Below are 18,697 nucleotides of genomic sequence, written 5' to 3' on the forward strand. Positions count from 1 at the left end.
CCCGACAATCCTGTCGCAAGAATCACGCATGTGCCTGCTGCTTTGCCACTCGGAAAATATCCGGCCGTGTGCCCGCATTTCACGGGATGCCAGCCTGGGTGGCTTCGCCGATGGCATGGGCAGGCAAGCTGGCGTTGCCGCCGCAGTTATTCCGCTCCAGCGGCATGCGGCGGAACGAAGAGCTCCACATCGCCGAACGCCAGATTCAGCTCATGCTGCCGGCCGATCGTGCCGTTGCGGAGGCGTTTCATCTCTTTTGGCAGGGTGAGCTCCCGTTTGCCCGGCGAGGTGGCGACCAGCAGCGCGGCGTCTTGTGCCGCCACGATGACATCGGCTGCCGAACTCCACAGGGGGACACCGGCCTGTTGCGCCAGCCAGCGCAACAACGGCACCGGCAGCGGTGCGCTGCCGAGATAAACCGAATTCCACCCCTGGTACGATTTGCGCGCAAACGCCACTTCTTCGCAATCACTCCAAAATCCGAGCGGGGTTGCCGCTTCGTCACGCACGGCAAAGCGGGGCCACTCCTTCTGCTGCACGCCGAATGACAGCACCGGTGCGGGCGCGCTGCTGCGGATCAGCATCGGGCCGGGCATGGCAAGCAGCTTGAACTGAAAACCGGTGAGCTGTGTCATGCGGCCGGGATCCAGCCGGTCTTCGGCGAGGAAGCCAGGGGCGTAATACCATACCACGGTGGCATTGCTGCCGGCAAGCAGCGCATGCAGGTGTGCCATCTCCGCCTCCGTGAGCAGGAACAAATTCACCATCAGCAGGAGCCGGTATTGGTATGGATCTGCCGGTTGCAAATCAAAGCGGTAGAGAAAGTCCACCGGCGCGCCCACGCGATGCAGCGCCCGCGCCTGGGAATCCATGAACCAGCGGGTGAAGTAATCCAGACAATGGCCGCCTTTGCTGAAGGGGGCTTCGGCGCGCCAATGGCGTGTGGCAAACAGGCTTTTGGCATCGTACACCGCGGCTATTTGCGCGCAGGAGCGCAAATCCCACTGCGACCGCTGCTCGCCCAGCCGGCACATGCGCGCCACTTCGGCGATGATTCGGTCGTCCGCATACCAGCTCCGGCGCGTGCGCAACACCGGACCAAAATCGAACAACCAGCCGCCATTGCCGCTCACCAGCAGGCGGCCGAGGTCCCGTTGCAGAATGCGCTGCGTACCTTCCCAGGTCGTGCAACCCTCCCCGCCCAGCATGCACAATTCCTTCTCGACCGCTGTGCCGCCGCTGCCGTCGGGATTGACCGGCGGGGGTTCGAGAAAAGTTGTGGGATCGATTTCCACGAAATAGAGTTTGCCGTGCCGCTTGAGCGATTGCAGCAGGACGCGATAACCGGCATCCCCGCCGATGCCACGCGTGCGGCCCAGCCAGTTGCCGGCCTCATCGAAAATGTCATGCTCCCACCACTGCCGCGCTTCCTGGTTGGTGGTTTGATAGGAATACGGCCCGGCGAGAAAATCAATGTCCGGGCTGTTGAGAATCAACCCGGGGGCGAGATGGCCGCCTTCCTGCATCCAGACGTTCTCGAGCTGATAGCCATGGAACGCGCCGCAAATCACCCGACCGTTGGTCTCCTCCCTGGTGAGACGGGCGAAATGCAGGAGCACACCGGCATTGAACTCATGGAAACGCTGATAGTAGGTGATCACCTTCTGCTCGCACGCCGGGTCGCGCAGCAACCCGAAGGTGTTGTTGCGGCGCGCCGCGAAGTCCGGGACATGGCCGAGTTTCTCCTGCATGGCGGGATGCAGATCCGGCACAAATTCCGCGAGCGGATAATGCCATTCACCATAGATGCCACAGCCGATCTGATAACCAAACACGCGACTGCGCAGCGGCGACTGCTCAATATGCTGCAGGAAGGCGCGAAAGAGTTTTTCCATGTCGGCACGCCAGCGCTCCGAAGCCAGCGACGGCTCGCGCAGTTGAATGCCCCACTGCCAGCCGCCTTCCGGGCACTGGATCACCGGCCGGTACTGGCGTTGATCCTCTGGTTGCAGCGGCAGCGCACAAACGATCAATTCATCTTCATGTTGATCCTTCCACCATTGCGGCACCTCGAGCAACACGCGCGGCAGAAAAAAGGCCTGCGGATGCTGGGCCAGCAATTTGGCAAACAGCGCATCGAAGGCGGACCAGTCATACTCACCGGGTGCCGGCCAGGCCGCGTTGAGCCCCAGAATCGGGTGCAGCAAGCGGAGACCCGCCTGTTTGAAAAACGGCGTGCTGTGCAACAGACTCCAGCTCCAGGCGAGCAGCGGAAACACTTCGCGGCCGTTGAGGAACAGTCGCGGCGCGCCGTTGCGCGTTTCCACGCGCGCCTGCGCCGCCGGTTCATGACGCAGATTTTCAATTTCAGGGAACATGGTCATGGCGGCAGAAGCCCTCCGGTTGATGGTAATTCCTCAATAACCGGGTGGAGTGGCGCAGACATCCCTGCCTGCAGACAAGAGGCCAATGCCACTAATTTTTCAAACAACGCCAAAACTCTCACGCAAAGAGCTTTTCTGCTGCACTTGCCCGACAACCAGCCCCAGCCTCACAAAAATCACACAAGCCACCAAGTTTTCCCTCGTGCTCTTGGCAGGTGGCTTGGTTCAAAAATCTTCGCGGCGACAGTTCGGCGCCCTTATTTGATCTGCCCCGGCTTGGCCGTGGCATTCCGGCAGAGAGCATACGCAGGATTGCAAGATAAAGCCACGGTCAAACCGTGGCAGAACGGTTACTCTTTGTGAAATCCCTGCGGTTTCCTGTCCGTGCGTGTTTTGGTTGTTGGATTTTATCGCTTCGAAAAAGTCAGCACCCGACTTTTGCACCCGGATTGATCCCTGCAACGGGAAACGCCGCTTTGCTCGCGACGCCCAAACCACCCAGGGGTGCATAAAAAATTTTGCAGGCAAACTTGTGGTCAACTCCGTCAGGAGTGACCTGCTTAGTACTACAACGTTAAGTTCTAAAATCCGCTCTGCAACCCAAAATTGTCATTCCGAAGGAATCTTCCTCAGTACTGGGGTTGATGCTTATTTTGACATTATTCCAAGCGCTCAAGAAGATTCTTTCCAGCATGACATTTGGGTGGTGAAGGTGCCAACTCAACGTTGTACTACTAGCCCTCCTCAAAAAAACCGCGCCAGATCATGAGAATTTCTCCAGGCCACTCCTGACGAAGTTTGGGGAACACGCCATTTCCTCCGGGCAACAGCAAGCCAGCATGCAAAATTCAGATAGCAGCTTTGGCCAAGATATCAGCGCCACGTCCCCAGACGTAACTGAACAGTTGAAAACCGCGGCAGAGCGGCAGTGTCGTGCGCTGAAAGCGGCCGGGCCCAATGGGCTCACCTTTGACAGAAAGGAGTTTATGCGGGGATGCGCAATTCTTTTGACACGACGCCGCAATTCCAACCCGCTTCCTCGTGCGTTCCCAACGGGGATAAGGGCAACCGTGCAGGACGGCACCCGGGGAAATTTTCTCCTGCGAAAATCGACCCCACGAAATGGCTTTTCCCGGGGTTTCAACTTTCGCGGAAGGTTCTCCCCGCCACTGGTTATTTGAAAATCCGTTGCCACTCCGGATGCTGCAAACCTCCTCCCTAATACCGGCTCGCTTCGTGCGTGCCGTCATCCCCAACAGGATAATGGATGCCGGCCACCACGTTACTTCAGCACCACGCTGTCCTCCCAATATCGCCATTTCACATAGCCGACACGGGGTGGCGCGCCATCGAGTTGCAGACCGTGGGTGTTGGGCAAAGCCTCCAGCAAAACCCGGCCCCGATAGATCATTTTCAAAACTTCCGAAGCCGAGTAATGCAGCGTGTCACCCGTGCGCGTGACAAAAGCAAAATGAGCGTCGGTTTCCACCTCACCATAGGAAACACGGCCGGACTCCCAGGTGTAGCGCGGCCGGATGTTTTCCCGCACCAGCTCCGCGTGCAGGTCGATTTTGACGCAGAGATATGAAACACGGTCACGCTCTTTGAGCTCGACGCCCACCGCCGCGGGAAAAGCCGCCAGGGGCAGCAGCCGCAGCCCGGGCAGCTTGTCCGCCGCCCGCTCGCCGGCTTTCAGGGGGATCAGTGCTGTCACAAAAATCTCATAGTCTCCGGCGAGATAATGGCTCGACTGGGTTTGGTAGATGGCGATCTCATCCTGATAGTGCCGGGTTTCGGCATGGGTGCCGGCGGTTTTGGCGTGCGTTTCCAGAAAACGGAGGAGCAGGCGCTCATTCTGCGGCAGGGTGATGGCGCCGATGGCATCGATGGCGGTCACGAAATAATCTTCACCCTGTTCGAGAATCTTGCGCGTGTGCCAGAAGTTGGTGAAAGTGTAGTAATCCGTCCGCTTGACTTCCACGGCATCGATGACAATGAAGAGATTTTGCTCTTTGAGATAGGTGATGATGCGGTCCCAGGCGTAGCCCAGGGCCTCATCCTCCAGGCGGGTTCGGCTCATGTCCACGGCATGCAGCGTGAGGAAATCGATCTTGCGGGTGCGCACCGGGCGGTAAGCGCCGGAGTGCCGCACGAATTCCTGCAGAGGTTGCTGCCGGTCACGTTTGTTCAGGCGCACCACCAGGCGGTTGTGAAAATAGTCGGCACGGAACTGGCCGTAAGGCCCGCTCGGCAGGCCGTCACGATAGCCACCGTCATGCAACAGCACCGACCCGCCGGACATGAGCAGCGAGATGTCATTCTCATCGGCATGGCCGTGATGCATCTTCTCTTCTTCCACGGACAGCGTGTGACGCAGGAACTCACGATGCACAAAACCGCCCTCGCCTTCATCGCGATAGTTGAGCAGCAAATAGGTGCTGCCGGGCTGCCAGCCATTGCGGAAGACGATTTTCTTGCCGACAACATCATCGAGCACTTCCTGGCTGAGAGACTGCGGTGGCCGCACCGCCAGGTTGTCGTCACTCCACTGATAAGCCAGGGCCAGGGAGGAAGCTGCGCCGATGCCGGTTTGCGAAGGCAGTGCCGTCATCTTCTCGAACATGCGCTCCGCCACCCATTTCAGCTCGGGATCACGATAGCGCGTGGCGAGCCGTTCGCACACGGCAAGGTAGCGATCCCAGGTGGGATTCCAGTTGGCATCGCCGAAGTCGGGGAAGTTGTATGCCGGCGTGAACAGGCGCTTGAAATACTCGGCATAATAACGGATCAGGGGTGAATCGAACAGCGTCTCACGGCCGCTGAGGTCGGCATACGTGAACAGCGACAACAGCCAGATGGGATGATAAAGACCGGCATCCTCGATTTCCCACTGGCGCAGGTTGTCGCTGGCGATGGTCTCCGCCATTTGCCTCCACCTTGCCGCATGGGGATGGTTGGGCAGCGCCAGGCTGCCGTAATAAAGCCCCTCCGCCCGCAACATGGCGCGGTTGTGCGCGCCCCATTCGGGAAAGTGAAAGACGAAATCCAGGCTGTGTGCCAGATCGCTTTCGATTTTTGTCCGTGTGTCGTCGTCCAGCACACCGCTGGTGCGGATGCGCAAATAGGCGCGCACGTACGGTGGCAGAAAAAAGAAATTGGCCAGCGCCGGGATGCCGTTGCCATATTCGGCGCGCGTTTTGGCATAATCGCCGGGGTAGGTCTGCCGCAGGTCGCCATACCCGGCGAGCAACTGTGCCGCGCGCGCGGCATGAATCTTTTCGCCCGTCTGTTGATGCAAAAATCCCAGGGCATCGGCGAGATAGAGCGGTTCAGCCGGCGGGTTATAGCCCCACAACTCGCTGGGATCGATTCTGGCCTTCCAGGCGGCAATCACTTCGGGATGACGGGCCCAGGCGTGTTCGACGGCGGCGGTGATGCAGTCGAGATATTTCGACTTTTGCGAGTATGCCGGCAACGGGAGTGAAAGGAGCATGAGCAGCAGCAAAGCAACGGGGAGGATGGTCATTCGGATCATGCGCTGGTGACAGAATCAAGCGGATGTCGCTGTTGTTGCAGCGGGGATTTGCGCGCGCACCGCCGGCCGATTCGCGCGGGCCGGCAGCACGACACTCCAACACCGGCCGCCAGCAGGAAAGTCGCCAAAGACCGGAGGGTTTTGACAGCAACAGCATCTTCGGCGACTTTCACGATCCGGCCGTGCCGCCCGAGACGGGCGGGCTCCGGCATCATGGCGAACAAAAATGCTCCCAAGGCGCGGCGCTGGTCCCCGGGAGCATTGACTGCATTCGCAACGCGACGCAGGCGTCAGAACGTCACTTTGAGCGAGAAGCGGTGTGTCGTGTCAAGAATGCCGAACTCGGTGAAGGCATAGTCCAGCGTCACCTGATTGTCGCCCATCGGGACTTTGATGCCGGCGCCGGCGGAAAAGCCCTCCTCGGTGCGCGGCGCGGCGATCTTGCGCTGATCGAACTCGTTGCGCTTGGAGTCGGTCACGCCGGAATAGTTGAACTTGTAGCCGCCGCGAAACGCCAGCTTGTCGGTGAAGGAAAACTCACCGCCCGCGCACACCAGTTGGTCGGCGTCCTGTGGCTTGGTGGCATCCGCGTGCAGGGCCAGGGTGTACTGTTCCGTTTGCAGCAGGTTGATCGAACCGCCCACGCTGAACACCAACGGCAACGGCGAGCCGATGTCATAAAACTTCAGGTCGCGGCCGAGATTGTTGATGCGGGCGCCGATCACCGCCCCGCGAAAGCCGATCTGGTAAAGCGAGCCGAAGTCAAAGGCGTAGCTGGTGGCGCTGACATCATCGATGCCCTGGCGGATGAACTTCACCGTGGCGCCGAGCGACAGTTTGTCGGTGAAGTGGCGCGCATAGGTCACCTGCACGGCCAGGTCGAGATAATCATAGGTCGTGGCGGTTTCACTGTCATAGGGTTTGAAGGTGTTGAGCAGGAAACTCGGGACGACGTCGCGATCCGCGGTGATGCCGGAGACGCCCAGCGAAATGAAGCCGACGCCCAGGGTGCCAAAATCACCGAAGTCATGGGCGATGGCGCCGGCATTGTGCGTCAGATCAGCGATCCAGCGATTGTAGGTGAAGGTGGCCTGCCACTGGTTGTTGCTCAGCGCAATGCCGGCGGGGTTCCAGAACATCTGGTTGACATCGCCGGAGACGGAGGTCGCGGCGGATCCCATGGCCACGGCGCGTGCGCCGACGCCGACTTTCAGGAAGGCCGCGCCGGTGAGGCCGGTTTTCTTCACCTGGCTCAGGCCCACGCCGGCAGTCACGAGCACCACCACCAGCGCGGCGATGAGACGTTGTATGTGAGTCATAGTCGATCTCCCAAAAAGTGGACAACTGCGCCAATTCCAAACGACATCGCAACGATCGCGGCGGTTATCGCAGAATCGAGAAGTAACCGGTTTGCTGGCCGCCCGGATACTCCGCCACGTAGATGTAGAGGCCGCTGGTGACTTCGATGCCGTCTTTGGAGAACATGTCCCAGAACAGCGTGCCGTCGTTGGGGTTGGTGCCGGTGAATTCCAGCACATCGATCACCTGGCCGGAAACATCAAAGATCGTGATCTTCGTGCCGGTGGGTAGATTGAAGAACAGGATCTTGTGCTCCAGGCCGGTGTCATGCAGCGCCTGCTTCTTGTAGGGATTCGGTTTGACGCGAATCTTCAAGTCACCGGAGGCGATCTTCGCCGCATCGGCCAGGGGTGCTTTCAGAATGAAATCTGCGCCGATTTTCCGCAAACCATCCAGGGTTTTGGGGAAGTAGGAGCTGCCGGTGGCAAAGTGATAGGTGCCTTCCCACAAGCCGCTGCGGCCGTTCCAGTTGCCCTTGTGGCTTTCGAGGCTGGTGAAAGGCTGGCCGGCAATGACGCCGCTCTCGTTGTCATAGGCCGCCACGTAGTACCAATACTTGAAGCCGAACTGCACCAGCTCGTTGGTGTCTTCAAAGATGTATTTGTACTGGGCGGCATCGGCACCGGTGTTGAGATAGGTGGCCAGTTCCGCCTTCGGAATGATGCGCACCAGCTTGTAGGGTCCCCAGGCATTGGGATCCTGCACGCGGTAGAAGTCGGGGGCCGTGCTGAGATTGGGGTTGTTGGGCCGGCCCAGCGCCGCCAGCTCGGCATCGGTGGGATTGGGCTTGGTTTGCAGGTGGTAGGTCTCCATGATGCGCGTGCCCACTTCGAGCGAATTCACGCGCGGGAAGGCGGCGGCGCGGTAGATCTTGTAGCCCGCAAAATCCGCGGCGCTTTCGGCGCGATTGTCCCACTTCACATTCACCTTCACGCCCACGCTCGGCTCGATTTTCATGTCGGGCATGGGCGGCGGCTTCGGCACATTCCAGTTGTTTTCATAAGCCCATTGTGCCGCTTTGCGCGACTGCCGGGCGCCCTGCAGCCGGAAGCCCATATACTCCACCAGCACCAGGTTGATCGTCTCGCCCACTTCCAGCGAGAAGGGGCCGACGCCCACATAAAAATCACCGTCAAATCCATGGGAGAAGGAGTAGCCTTCGATCCAATCGTCTTTCGGGTTGGCGTTGCCCAGCTCCCAATTCTGCGCCCAGGTATTGTTGTACTTCATGCTGCCATCGGGGCGGCCGCGCTGGCCTTCCGGCTTGACGATGCCCACGAAGGACAGCGGATCGCCCTCGACATAGGGCTTGCTGGTGTCAAACCAGTTGGGGTCCGGCTTGAGATCGAACTTGGTGCGGTCCCAAATCTTGCCGCCATTGGCATACCAGGTGCCCATCGAGAGAATATGATTCTCCCAGGCATTGTGATCGTTGTTGCCATAGCCCTTGCTCACCGAGGTGAACCAGCCACGTTGGGAGCCGACGCCCACGGGGTGGCTGTCATAAATCGTCTTCTTGTCGGGCTGGGTCACACTGCTGCCGGTGGCGGGCAACGGTCCCTGCTTGACGGCAATCCATTGGTGCCCGACATAAATGTCCTGGTACCAGCGCCGCGAGTTCATGGTGTTGCCGAGCGTGCGCTTGCCATCCGGGGCCCAGGGAATGGTCACTTGTTTGCCCGAGGCTGTGGTGAAGGTTTTGGTGGTGGTGAGGTCGCCGGGTGGCGGGCCGCTAAAATTGACCGGGACATCCCAGGGATTGCCCTCCTCATCCGGGGTGGCATCATAACCGGTGATGACGCCGGTGAACCATCCCGAGGCGCCGCGTGTGCCGGCCAGGCTGTTGGTCATGCTGTTGATCGGCTCGCTGCGCATGTTGAGCACCAGACAGTTGATGCGGTTGTTGGTTTTCTCGGGTGTGCCATTGCCATCGGCATCGAGCACGCCGGTGTTGGTCAGTTCGAACTCAACCGCAATAAAGTCGTTCATGTTGGCATGGTTGATGGTGAACTGCCGCACCCGCATCTTGACATAGATGCCCAGGTTGGTCGGGCCCTCCGCCTGATACAGCATTTGATCCCGCGTATTGGGATCGACCCATTGCGCGGCATTGTCCGCCAAACGCTGGTTGTAGGGCGGCGGCAGATTGAGCTTGCTGGTCTCGAAGGCGTAGAGATAATTCTTCGCCCGTGGATCCGTCGAGGTGGTGAAGTTGTTGATGCCGGGGGTGTACTCGATCATCTCGATGGCCTGCTTCCACGGGATGTGCATGTCGGTGCCGGCAATCATTTGCGTCGGCGTCGTCCATTGCCGCTCGAGATTGCCGACGCGCACGACATACCAGGATTGGTTGGGGTTGTCCTGTTGCTCGTAATAGGTTTTCCGCACCCAGGTGGGCGCGAACGTGTCCCAGAGATCACCGGCAGTGATGACGCCGACCCTGGGATAGGGATCACTGGGCTTGGCGAGGCTCTGCGCCTGGAGCTCTTGCGCCCCCGGCACCCCGGCCAAAAGTCCGGCAAGTATGACAAGAAATTGCGTTGCTTTCATAAGTTTCCTCACGGTAGTGGAGAGTACCACGTTCGACGCTCGACCGAAACGGGCCGCCTGCCGGCGGTGCTCAGAACGAAAAGTCAATGCCGAGATAGATTTCCCGCGCGATGTCATACAGCGGCACGCCATCTTGTGTCGTCGGCCGGTTCAAATCACCGGTGGGATCCTGCTTTTTCTCCCACAGCGTCGCGCTCGGAATGTTGTAGTTGTCCCAGGTGAGAATGTTGCTCTGGTTGAACAGATTGCGCGCCTCTGCAAAAATGCGGGCCACGCGGGTGCCGCCCAGATTCACGCCCTTGGACAGGCGCAGATCGGTGCGATAGCTCCACGGCGAACGGGCTTGTTCGCGGCCACGGGGATCGGTGGTGGTGTTGGTCAGGAAATACCAGAAGCCGCTTTGCGCCGTGCTGATGCCGGTGACGTCGATGTCAAAGGGCAGATCCAGCAGGAAGGTCAACGCCAGACGGTGTTCGCGGTCAAAGCCGGAATCCAGCGCGTTGCCGCCACCCGTAATATTCACCGGATAGGTGTTCCACTGATAGCGATCGTCAAAGGGGATGGGACCGTCCACCGACGAGAATGCGCTTTTGTTCAAAGAAATGTTGGAGGCATTGGCTGCGCCCTTGATGTAGCTGTAGGCATAGGTGAACCGGCCGGAGAGCCAGCCGGAAGGCCGTTTTTCCAGGGTCACCTCGATGCCGCGGGAATCGGCGTAGCCAAAGCTGGTCAGATAGGTGTAGGAGCCGAAGCCCTGGCCCGGCAGCGGATTGATGGTGTAGCCGGCCGTGCCGTAGTTGCTGATGTCGCGGTAATAAGCCGTGACGTCGACGGCATAATCGGGCAGGAAGGACCACTGCGCGCCGATTTCATAGGCCGTGGCTTTGGAGGGTTCCAGACCGACATCCTGCAACACCGGCAGCGAGGGATTGGCCCAGTTGCCGTAATTCTCGAACAGCAGGCCGAAGGGCGGCGGCGAGAAGAAGCGGCCCCAGGAATAATGCATCGCGGCATTGTCGGAAATCGGATGGGAGATGCCCAGGCGCGGGCCGACAAACCACTTCACCGGCACATTGGCGGAGCGCAACTGCGTGCGTTGCAGCGCGCCATTGGGAAGCGTGTCCGTGCGGGAGACATTGTAAAAATCCTTGAACTGCTGGGCGCCGGTGTCGAACGCATCCACCCGCACGCCGGCATTGATAATGATGCCCTGATATTCGATGCGGTCCTGCACATAGAAAGCCCACTCCTTGGGATGCAGCTTGTACGAGGTTTGTTCGAAGGGGAAGTTCTTGTCGAAGGTCTTGATGACCTGGGTGCGCTGCTGGAAATTCTCCACCGTGTGGTAGCGGTACAGAAACCCGGCTTTGAGTTGATGGTGAAAATTGATCTGGCTGGTGAAGTCGCCTTTGAGCTGCAGGGCGTTGCGCTTGAGTTCTTCATAGTAGAAGCCGGGCTGGCCGAAGCGATACTGGCCGGAGCTGAACGGCACGTCATGATAGCGCTCGTTGCCCGGGTCGCCGGTGAAGAAAGTGCGGCGGGTGCCGATCACACCGGTGCCGCCCACGCCGAGATATTTCTCGGATTGCTCCTTGGTGCGCAGGATCAGGAAATCACCGTCTTCGCCATCCTCGATGATGCCGTCGCCGTCATCGTCGGAGTAGCCGAAGCGCGAGGTGCGGCCGGTGTAACTGGCGCGCACGTCATAGAACGTCCTGGCCGAAATGTTGTTGGTCCACGCCAGATAGCTCACGATTCCCAACTTCTCGTTTTGGGCATTGCCCACCGGGAAGAACTTGTAGCGGCTGCTGAAGGCGCGGTTTTTCCAACCACCCAAAATACCACCGTCGTTGATGATGACATTGGCGGTGAGCTTTTGGGTGTTGGTCAGATTGTAATTCAGTTTGAGGGAGGTGTTGAGCTCGCGGTTGAATTCATTGAGGAAACGGCCGTGGGAATTGAGCAGCCGGCCGGTGAAATAGAAATTGCCGCGGCTGGAGAGCGGCCCGCCCAGCGACAACTCCCCATCGATGGTGGGATCACTGCCCAGCCCATACTTCTCGATCGTGGCTTCGTTGAAAGTCATCAGATTGGCACGCACGCTGTCCGCCGCCTTGCGGTTGTTGAGCAGGGACTGCCGGTCCGCCAGATAGCGCGGCAGGTCATTGTAAAGCCGCGGGCCGGCATAGGTCAGGCCTCCGGCGCTGCTGCGCACAAACAGTTTGCCGGAAAGCTTGCGGCCGCCATCCCGGGTCGCGATGTTGATGATGCCGGCCGAAGCTGCATCATATTCCGCATTGAACGTGCCCGCCAAAACTGCCAGCTCCGAGACCGACTGGGCATTGACCTCCACCATGTTGGTTTCATTGCCCTCGGAACGCCGGGTGGCTGTGTACACTTGATACACCTGGTTGCTGCCCGTGCCGCCGGAAAAGTAGGTGTCGGAGATATTGATGCCATCCACCAGCGTGCGGGAATCATATTTGCGGCCGCCGCGAATGTAGCCGCGGAACGTGCTGGCCGTGGTCTCCACAATCTGCGCGAGGCTCGCCGTCGGCAGCGTGTTGTTCAATTCGGCAACGCCGATGTTCGAACGCGTGGCGGTCAGCGTCCGGTCAACCAGCGGCCGTTCCGCCACCACGGTCACCTCCTCCCCGGTCACCACGGTCTGCGTGAGGGCAATATCGACCGGCGTGGTGACATCCAGGCTCACCTGGATGTTGCTGATGGTGACGGTCTCATATCCGATGTAGGTGACCCGCATGGTGTAGACGCCCGGCGGCACATTCAGGATGAAGTAATTGCCATGCAAATCGCTGCTGGCGCCCAGCGTGGTTCCCACCAGCACCATGTTGGCTCCCGGCAACGGCGCGCCATTCTGCGCATCTTTCACCGTGCCGGCAATCTTGCCCAGGCCGGCCAGGGCGCTGGTCGCACCCAGGAAAATGCCAGCAAGCAGCAAGACACCAACCACACTTCTCAAGGCTCGATCAGGCATAACGACCCTCCGTGTTAGAAAACAGGGGATGATGTTTCAGATCGTTTCGCGGGTGCTGCCATTCTTTCACTGTCGCGCAAGACTTTGACCGACCGTCACCTCCTTTTTTTCTTTTGTTGATGCTCACTCCTGAACGGGTTTCATGTTCTGAGACGAGGCAGCTTGCAACGCCCACCCGGCATGGCTTTCACTACCGGCGTGCCGGGCCGCAAGACTCTCCGCACCGGACGGGGTGTGCACGCATCTGCCCTCTGAAGTGGCAAAAACAGCTTGGGGGGCTGCTGATGACAAGTTGGGGGAAAAGTAGAGATTGGATCATGAACCGTTTCGTCTGCATGGGTGTTGTCGACCAAAACCAGTTCACCAAAATTTCATGGAGGACGGCAAGGCTCATCCTCCCGCACGGCACGGCGAGATGGCTAAGGGAAAACAAGGGGGAAAGCAGTTAGTTGATGTATGAATCAATCATTATTGCCGCCAATATCTTTGCCGCGGCTGCGGAAAAAATTGGCTTTTTTGGCACATTGCTTTTTGCGGCGATTCGGCGATTTGTGACTTGCAATTCGCGGGCTGCGCGGTTACCATTGCGCAGCCGGCATCCCCCGGCGTGCCGCCTGTTGTCCGCATAACGGTTGCGCGCCCAGACCCGTTCTTCCGTTGCCGCCGGCCCATAGCCAGATGCCAAAAAAGAATTCACCGGAAAGGCAATGAAAGTTTTGCGGGCGCCGCTAGATTATTTTCGCGAATTTGCTCCAGCACGGGAAAGTCTGTCCGGCCGGCGGCTGGTCCAAAGGCATGCAGTTCCGTCCTGGCGATTGCTTCCCCCGGTTTTGCAGGACAATTTCTGACGCCGTCCCGGCTTGCTTTCCCAGACCAAGCCCTGTCCGGCAATTCATAACCAGCGGCAGGCGGCGCGGGCGCGCAGTGCAATCCTGCGGCCGCCGCCCTCATCGCAAGCCTCTCACCCCCCACCGGAGGTCAGGAATGCACATCCTCGGCATGCACGTGCTTGACGTCACGATCATCGTCGCCTACTTCGCAGCCATGATTGGGATCGGCAAATTCCTGCAGAAGCGCATGCACAGCACAGAAGACTATTTCATGGGTGGCCGCCGCATGGGCCGGCTCTATCAATTCTTTCTCAACTTCGGCGCCTCCACCGATGCCAGCCAGGCGGCGGCCGTCTCGCGTGAAATCTACCGCCAGGGCATTGCCGGCATGTGGATTCAATACCTGGTGCTCTTCCTGACCCCCTTCTACTGGTTCACCGCGATGCTCTTTCGCCGGGCACGGCTGGTGACCATCGGCGATTTCTTCACCGAGCGCTTCGAAAGCAAATTCCTGGGCGGTGCCTTTGCCGTGTTTGCGATCTTCCTGGCGCTGTTCGGCACTGCCGTCGGCTATCTGGTCTCCGCCAAAACGTTCATGGCGCTCACGCCCAAACCGGCTTCCGCCTATACCGCCGCGGAAAAACGGAGCGTTGAGTCCTACCACGAGTATCGCGAACTCAAGGCGCTTTATTCCGAGGGCAAACTGCCGCAGGAACAGCGGGCGCGTTATCAGGAACTGCGCAGCCTGGACGACCGGGGCGAATTGGTGGCCTTTATTTCCCATGTGAAACCGGTCTATTTCTACTTCGCCTACGGCACCATTGTCTGCGTCTATGTGCTGCTCGGCGGCTTGACCGCCGCCGCCCTCACCGATGTCATTCAGGGCGCCCTGATGATCTTTTTTTCCTGCCTGCTCATCCCCTTCGGCTTGATCAAGATCGGCGGGTTTTCCGGCCTGCATGCCGCCGTGCCGGAGCATATGTTCTGGCTGTTTGGCACCGAAGCGCTGAGCGAATATGCCTGGTACACCATTGCGGCGATGTCGTTCGCCAATCTCGTGTCGATCACCGCGGTGGCCACCGGCATGCAGGTGAGCGGATCAGCGACCAATGAGAATACGGCACGCTTCGGCATGATCGGCGGCATGATGTTCAAACGGGTGATGATGATTTTCTGGGCGCTGGCCGGCCTGCTCGCCATCGGCCTGTATACCGGGAAATTGAGCGACCCCGATCTCATCTGGGGCTACATGACACAACAGCTCCTCTGGCCGGGCTTCATCGGCATCATGATGGTCGGCATCCTGGCCGCCAACATGTCCACGCTCGACGTGCAATCGGTCTCGCTCGCCGCGCTCTTCGTCAACCAAGTCTACAAACCGCTGGTGCCGAACCGCTCTGAAAAGCACTATCTCGGTGTGGGCCGTCTCGTGGTTTTTCTGACAATTTTTGGCGGCATCGGCATGGCGCTCTACGTGAAAAATCTGCTGGAGCTGTTCAAATACTTCATCAGCATGCCGGCCATCTTTGGCGCCGCCATCTGGCTGGGCTTTACCTGGCGCCGGCTGAGCACGACGGCCGTGACGATTCAAATTTTCGTTTCCTTTTTGATCATGGCGATCATTCCCAACGTCTTTACCGCCTGGGAGGTGACCCGCAGCCATCCACCCTTTCTCGCCCACACGCAAGAGCGACAGATTGTGATTCACACCAAGGCGCTGCAAACCGATGTCGATGCCGGCCTAGCCCGTGAAGTGGGCGAACGCATCGCCAAGACCCGCGTCATTCCACCCTATCCGATTTTCTTCGACAAAGTGGCGCGCGAAAATCCCGAGGATCCCAATTCCCGGCTGATCGGCATCGGCCGGTTCAACGCCGAGCTGTGGGTATTGAGCTGGTTCGGCCTCGATTTCTCCGGCTGGAACAAGGCCCAGCTCGAAGCCGCACGCTTTGCCTTCGACGCCCTGTTTCCGCTGCTGTGCTTGATCGTGCTGAGCTATTTCACCCGGCCCGTCAGCCGCAAGACGCTGGACTATTTCTTCGCCAAAGTGCACACGCCGATCCAGCCCACGCCGGAGGAGGACAGGCGCCTGGTGCTGGAGAACGCGGCACACATGCATCACCTCGAGGCACGCAAGCTCTTTCCCAGGACCCACTGGGAGTTTCACAAGCCGCTAAAGATGGATTACCTGGGTTTTTTTGGCACTTGGGGGCTGGTGGGGTTGGTCATTCTCTTGTTGTGGATAGTTGTCAATCTCGGCGCTTAGCACCGCGGCGAATCAACGGGTTGGGACACGGCAGCCGCGGAGAATCCCCTCCCGGTATCGCGTTGCAGTCCGACGGCGCCTGAGCCTGTCACGCAGATCTGGCATGAACATGAACAAGAAATTCCGTCTCCAGCGCTTGTTTGGCACTTCCGGCAAATGCCTGGATATCGCCCTCGATCACGGTTTCTTCAATGAAGTCAGTTTTCTCAACGGCATCGAGGACCTCGCACCGGCCATTCAGGCGCTGGTGGCGGCGCAACCTGATGCCATTCAGCTCACCGTTGGCCAGGCGGAAATCCTGCAGCGCATTCCCGGCAAAAACAGACCGGCGCTGGTGCTGCGCACCGACGTCGCCAATTGCTACAATCCCCAAATTCACGAGGTGTTGTTCAGCCTGCTGATTGATGACGCGGTTGAACAGGCGCTGGTGCTGGATGCCGCCTGCGTGGTGGTGAATCTTCTGCTGCTGCCCAACCAGCCGGATTTGCACCGCCAGTGTGTCGCCAATGTGGCGCGCTTGAAACCGCTGTGCGAACGTTATGGCATGCCGTTGATGATCGAGCCGCTGGTGATGCGGCCCAACGAAGAAAATGGCGGCTATCAGGTTGACGGCGATCTCAACAAGATCCTGCCACTGGTGCGCCAGGCCTGCGAGCTGGGTGCCGACCTGATCAAGGCCGATCCCTGTGATGACCTCAGCCAGTATCATCGCGTCATCACGGTTGCCGGCCGGCCGGTGTTGCCGCGCGGCGGCGGCAAGGCCGATGAACGCCAGGTCTTGCAGCGCACCTGGGCTCTCATGCAGCAGGGCGCCAGCGGCATTGTTTACGGCCGCAACATCATCCAGCATGAAAAACCGGTGGCCATGACCCGGGCGTTGATGGCGATCGTGCACGAAGGCGCCAGCGTCTCGCAGGCGCTCGCGCTGCTGGCGGGCTAATGTTGTCGTGGCAAAGCCCGGTCGCCCACAGGGTTAGCCCGCAAGAATTTGGCGGGGATGGTTCAACCTGAATAAGGAGCGCCTGAGGATTTTGTTCTTACTGCTTTCCCGTTCAATCATGCGTTAGAGATTGCTGCCCGGCAATCCATTTGCAAACTACACTTGCACCGGTCGTAAGCATAACACCGCTGGCAAGCGGATTCCAGCAACCCCGGCCAAGGGCACGAGGTGCCTTGATGGCGGCACCTACCGATACGATTATTCAGGCGTTCGTTTGAACAGCCATGGTTATCTCCGGATCATTCTCTTTGCGTTCCCCGCGTCGTCGCGGTTCAGAGAAATCTTCGCGGTTGTCATGGTCGTTACAGGGTAATTGGCCATGTGCATTTGCACATCCCTCACGATGAAAATGTCGCGCAGACATCTTGTCTGCAGGCAGGCTGGAAGCCTGCGCTACGACATTGCCGGACAGCACACGCAAAATTCCCAAATCGGCAACTCATATGCGCCAAACTGGTGAGGCGCCATGTCTGCGCAACGCAAAATCCGCTTCGGCATCATCGGCGGCGGCCTGATGGGGCGTGAATTTGCAGTGGCCTGCGGCCGCTGGCCCGCGCTGCTGGAGACCAAAGCCCGGCCTGAAATCGTGGCAATCTGTGATCTCAACGAGCAACTGTTCGACTGGTACACCGGCAATTTCTCCTCGATCAAGCTGGCGACGCGCAACCACCAAGAGCTGCTCGCCGCCCCGGAGGTGGAGGCAGTTTACTGCGCCGTGCCGCACCATCTGCACGAACAAATCTATTGTGACATTCTCGCCGCCGGCAAACACCTGCTGGGCGAGAAACCCTTCGGCATCGATCTCGCCGCCAATCAACGCATTCTCGCCGCCATTCAACAGCATCCCGAACTGTTCGTGCGCTGCTCCTCGGAATATCCTTTTTACCCCGGCGGTCACCGGATGCACCAGTACATTCTCGCCAATCCCTGGGGCCGCATCATCGCAGTGAACAGTGGCTATCTGCATTCCTCCGATTTGAATTTCAACAAGCCGATCAACTGGAAACGCACGCTGGCGAGCAATGGCGAATATGGCTGCCTGGGCGATCTCGGCATGCACGCGCTGCATCTGCCCATTCGCGCCCGCTGGATTCCCACCCGGCTGCATGCCACGCTCGTCAAGATCGTCACACAGCGCCCGGACGGCAAGGGCGGCATGGCGCCCTGTGAAACCTGGGACAACGCCACCCTGCAGTGCGAAGTCATGCACCCGACCGAAGGCTACACCTTTCCCATGACGGTGAAAACCTGGCGCATTGCACCGGGCGAAACCGACACCTGGTATCTCGAGGTGCTGGGCACCCAGTTCAGTGCGCGCTACAGCACCAAATTCACCAAGACGCTGCAGACCATGCGCTACGAGAACGGCGGGCCGCAAGCCTGGCAGCATGAAGATTTGGGCTATGCCTCGGCCTATCCCACGGTAACCGGCGGCATTTTCGAATTCGGCTTCACTGATGCCATATTGCAAATGTGGGCCGCCTTCCTCGACGAGCTGAACGAACCGCGGCCCCACATGCCTTTCGGCTGCATGACACCGGAGGAAACCCTGCTGCAGCACAAGATTCTCACAGCGGCGCTGCACTCGGGCAGAACCGGCAACGCCGTTGCAGTATGACCCGCGGATTGTTCCGACAAAAACGCTGATTGCAAGCGCACACCATCCAACACTGCAGGCGTGCCGCCGGCCATGCCGGCCTTTGAACCATGGAGCGGCGGAGAGCTGTGAGCCCGGAAAGCCCGGCGCGACCTTTGCGCTGCGGCTGCCCGCCGGC

The 18,697-nt window shown here is 59.4% G+C and carries 8 protein-coding genes; 3 read left to right on the plus strand and 5 right to left on the minus strand.

All coding sequences use genetic code 11. The annotated features are described in order from the left end of the window. Window positions 1-146: 146 nt before the first annotated feature. The 5 genes from ONB52_20415 to ONB52_20435 all read right to left on the minus strand — a co-directional run bounded on the left by ONB52_20415 (window position 147) and on the right by ONB52_20435 (window position 12,826). Window positions 147-2,384, minus strand: coding sequence for a hypothetical protein (locus tag ONB52_20415; protein ID MDZ7418496.1), 2,238 nt, complete (start codon window positions 2,382-2,384; stop codon window positions 147-149). Window positions 2,385-3,666: 1,282 nt separating this feature from the next. Then, window positions 3,667-5,910 (minus strand): hypothetical protein, encoded by a 2,244-nt coding sequence (locus tag ONB52_20420; GenBank protein ID MDZ7418497.1) that lies wholly within the window; start codon window positions 5,908-5,910, stop codon window positions 3,667-3,669. A gap of 299 nt (window positions 5,911-6,209) precedes the next feature. After that, window positions 6,210-7,238, minus strand: a complete 1,029-nt coding sequence (locus ONB52_20425) for a PorV/PorQ family protein (protein MDZ7418498.1) — start codon at window positions 7,236-7,238, stop codon at window positions 6,210-6,212. Window positions 7,239-7,302: 64 nt separating this feature from the next. Further along, window positions 7,303-9,828 carry a hypothetical protein gene (locus ONB52_20430; protein MDZ7418499.1) on the minus strand — a complete coding sequence of 842 codons (2,526 nt, stop codon included), beginning with the start codon at window positions 9,826-9,828 and terminating at the stop codon, window positions 7,303-7,305. Between the two features lie 70 nt (window positions 9,829-9,898). Then, window positions 9,899-12,826, minus strand: coding sequence for a carboxypeptidase-like regulatory domain-containing protein (locus ONB52_20435; protein ID MDZ7418500.1), 2,928 nt, complete (start codon window positions 12,824-12,826; stop codon window positions 9,899-9,901). Between the two features lie 984 nt (window positions 12,827-13,810). Between ONB52_20435 and ONB52_20440 the strand changes: the two genes are divergently transcribed. The 3 genes from ONB52_20440 (at window position 13,811) to ONB52_20450 (ending at window position 18,540) form a co-directional block, all read left to right on the plus strand. Further along, window positions 13,811-15,922: a sodium:solute symporter family protein gene (locus ONB52_20440; protein ID MDZ7418501.1), complete on the plus strand. Its 2,112-nt coding sequence runs from the start codon at window positions 13,811-13,813 to the stop codon at window positions 15,920-15,922. Between the two features lie 109 nt (window positions 15,923-16,031). Continuing rightward, window positions 16,032-16,862: an aldolase gene (locus tag ONB52_20445; GenBank protein MDZ7418502.1), complete on the plus strand. Its 831-nt coding sequence runs from the start codon at window positions 16,032-16,034 to the stop codon at window positions 16,860-16,862. A 526-nt stretch (window positions 16,863-17,388) separates the two neighbouring features. Next, window positions 17,389-18,540 (plus strand): Gfo/Idh/MocA family oxidoreductase, encoded by a 1,152-nt coding sequence (locus ONB52_20450; GenBank protein ID MDZ7418503.1) that lies wholly within the window; start codon window positions 17,389-17,391, stop codon window positions 18,538-18,540. The last annotated feature ends 157 nt before the right edge of the window (window positions 18,541-18,697 follow it).

The organism is candidate division KSB1 bacterium, from assembly GCA_034506255.1.
GTDB lineage: Bacteria > Zhuqueibacterota > Zhuqueibacteria > Zhuqueibacterales > Zhuqueibacteraceae > Coneutiohabitans > Coneutiohabitans thermophilus.

Bases quoted from the DNA above. Each gene is read 5' to 3' on its own strand.
- ONB52_20415 (MDZ7418496.1), bottom strand. From the start codon at position 2,384: ATGACCATGTTCCCTGAAATTGAAAATCTGCGTCATGAACCGGCGGCG.
- ONB52_20420 (MDZ7418497.1), bottom strand. From the start codon at position 5,910: ATGACCATCCTCCCCGTTGCTTTGCTGCTGCTCATGCTCCTTTCACTC.
- ONB52_20425 (MDZ7418498.1), bottom strand. From the start codon at position 7,238: ATGACTCACATACAACGTCTCATCGCCGCGCTGGTGGTGGTGCTCGTG.
- ONB52_20430 (MDZ7418499.1), bottom strand. From the start codon at position 9,828: ATGAAAGCAACGCAATTTCTTGTCATACTTGCCGGACTTTTGGCCGGG.
- ONB52_20435 (MDZ7418500.1), bottom strand. From the start codon at position 12,826: ATGCCTGATCGAGCCTTGAGAAGTGTGGTTGGTGTCTTGCTGCTTGCT.
- ONB52_20440 (MDZ7418501.1), top strand. From the start codon at position 13,811: ATGCACATCCTCGGCATGCACGTGCTTGACGTCACGATCATCGTCGCC.
- ONB52_20445 (MDZ7418502.1), top strand. From the start codon at position 16,032: ATGAACAAGAAATTCCGTCTCCAGCGCTTGTTTGGCACTTCCGGCAAA.
- ONB52_20450 (MDZ7418503.1), top strand. From the start codon at position 17,389: ATGTCTGCGCAACGCAAAATCCGCTTCGGCATCATCGGCGGCGGCCTG.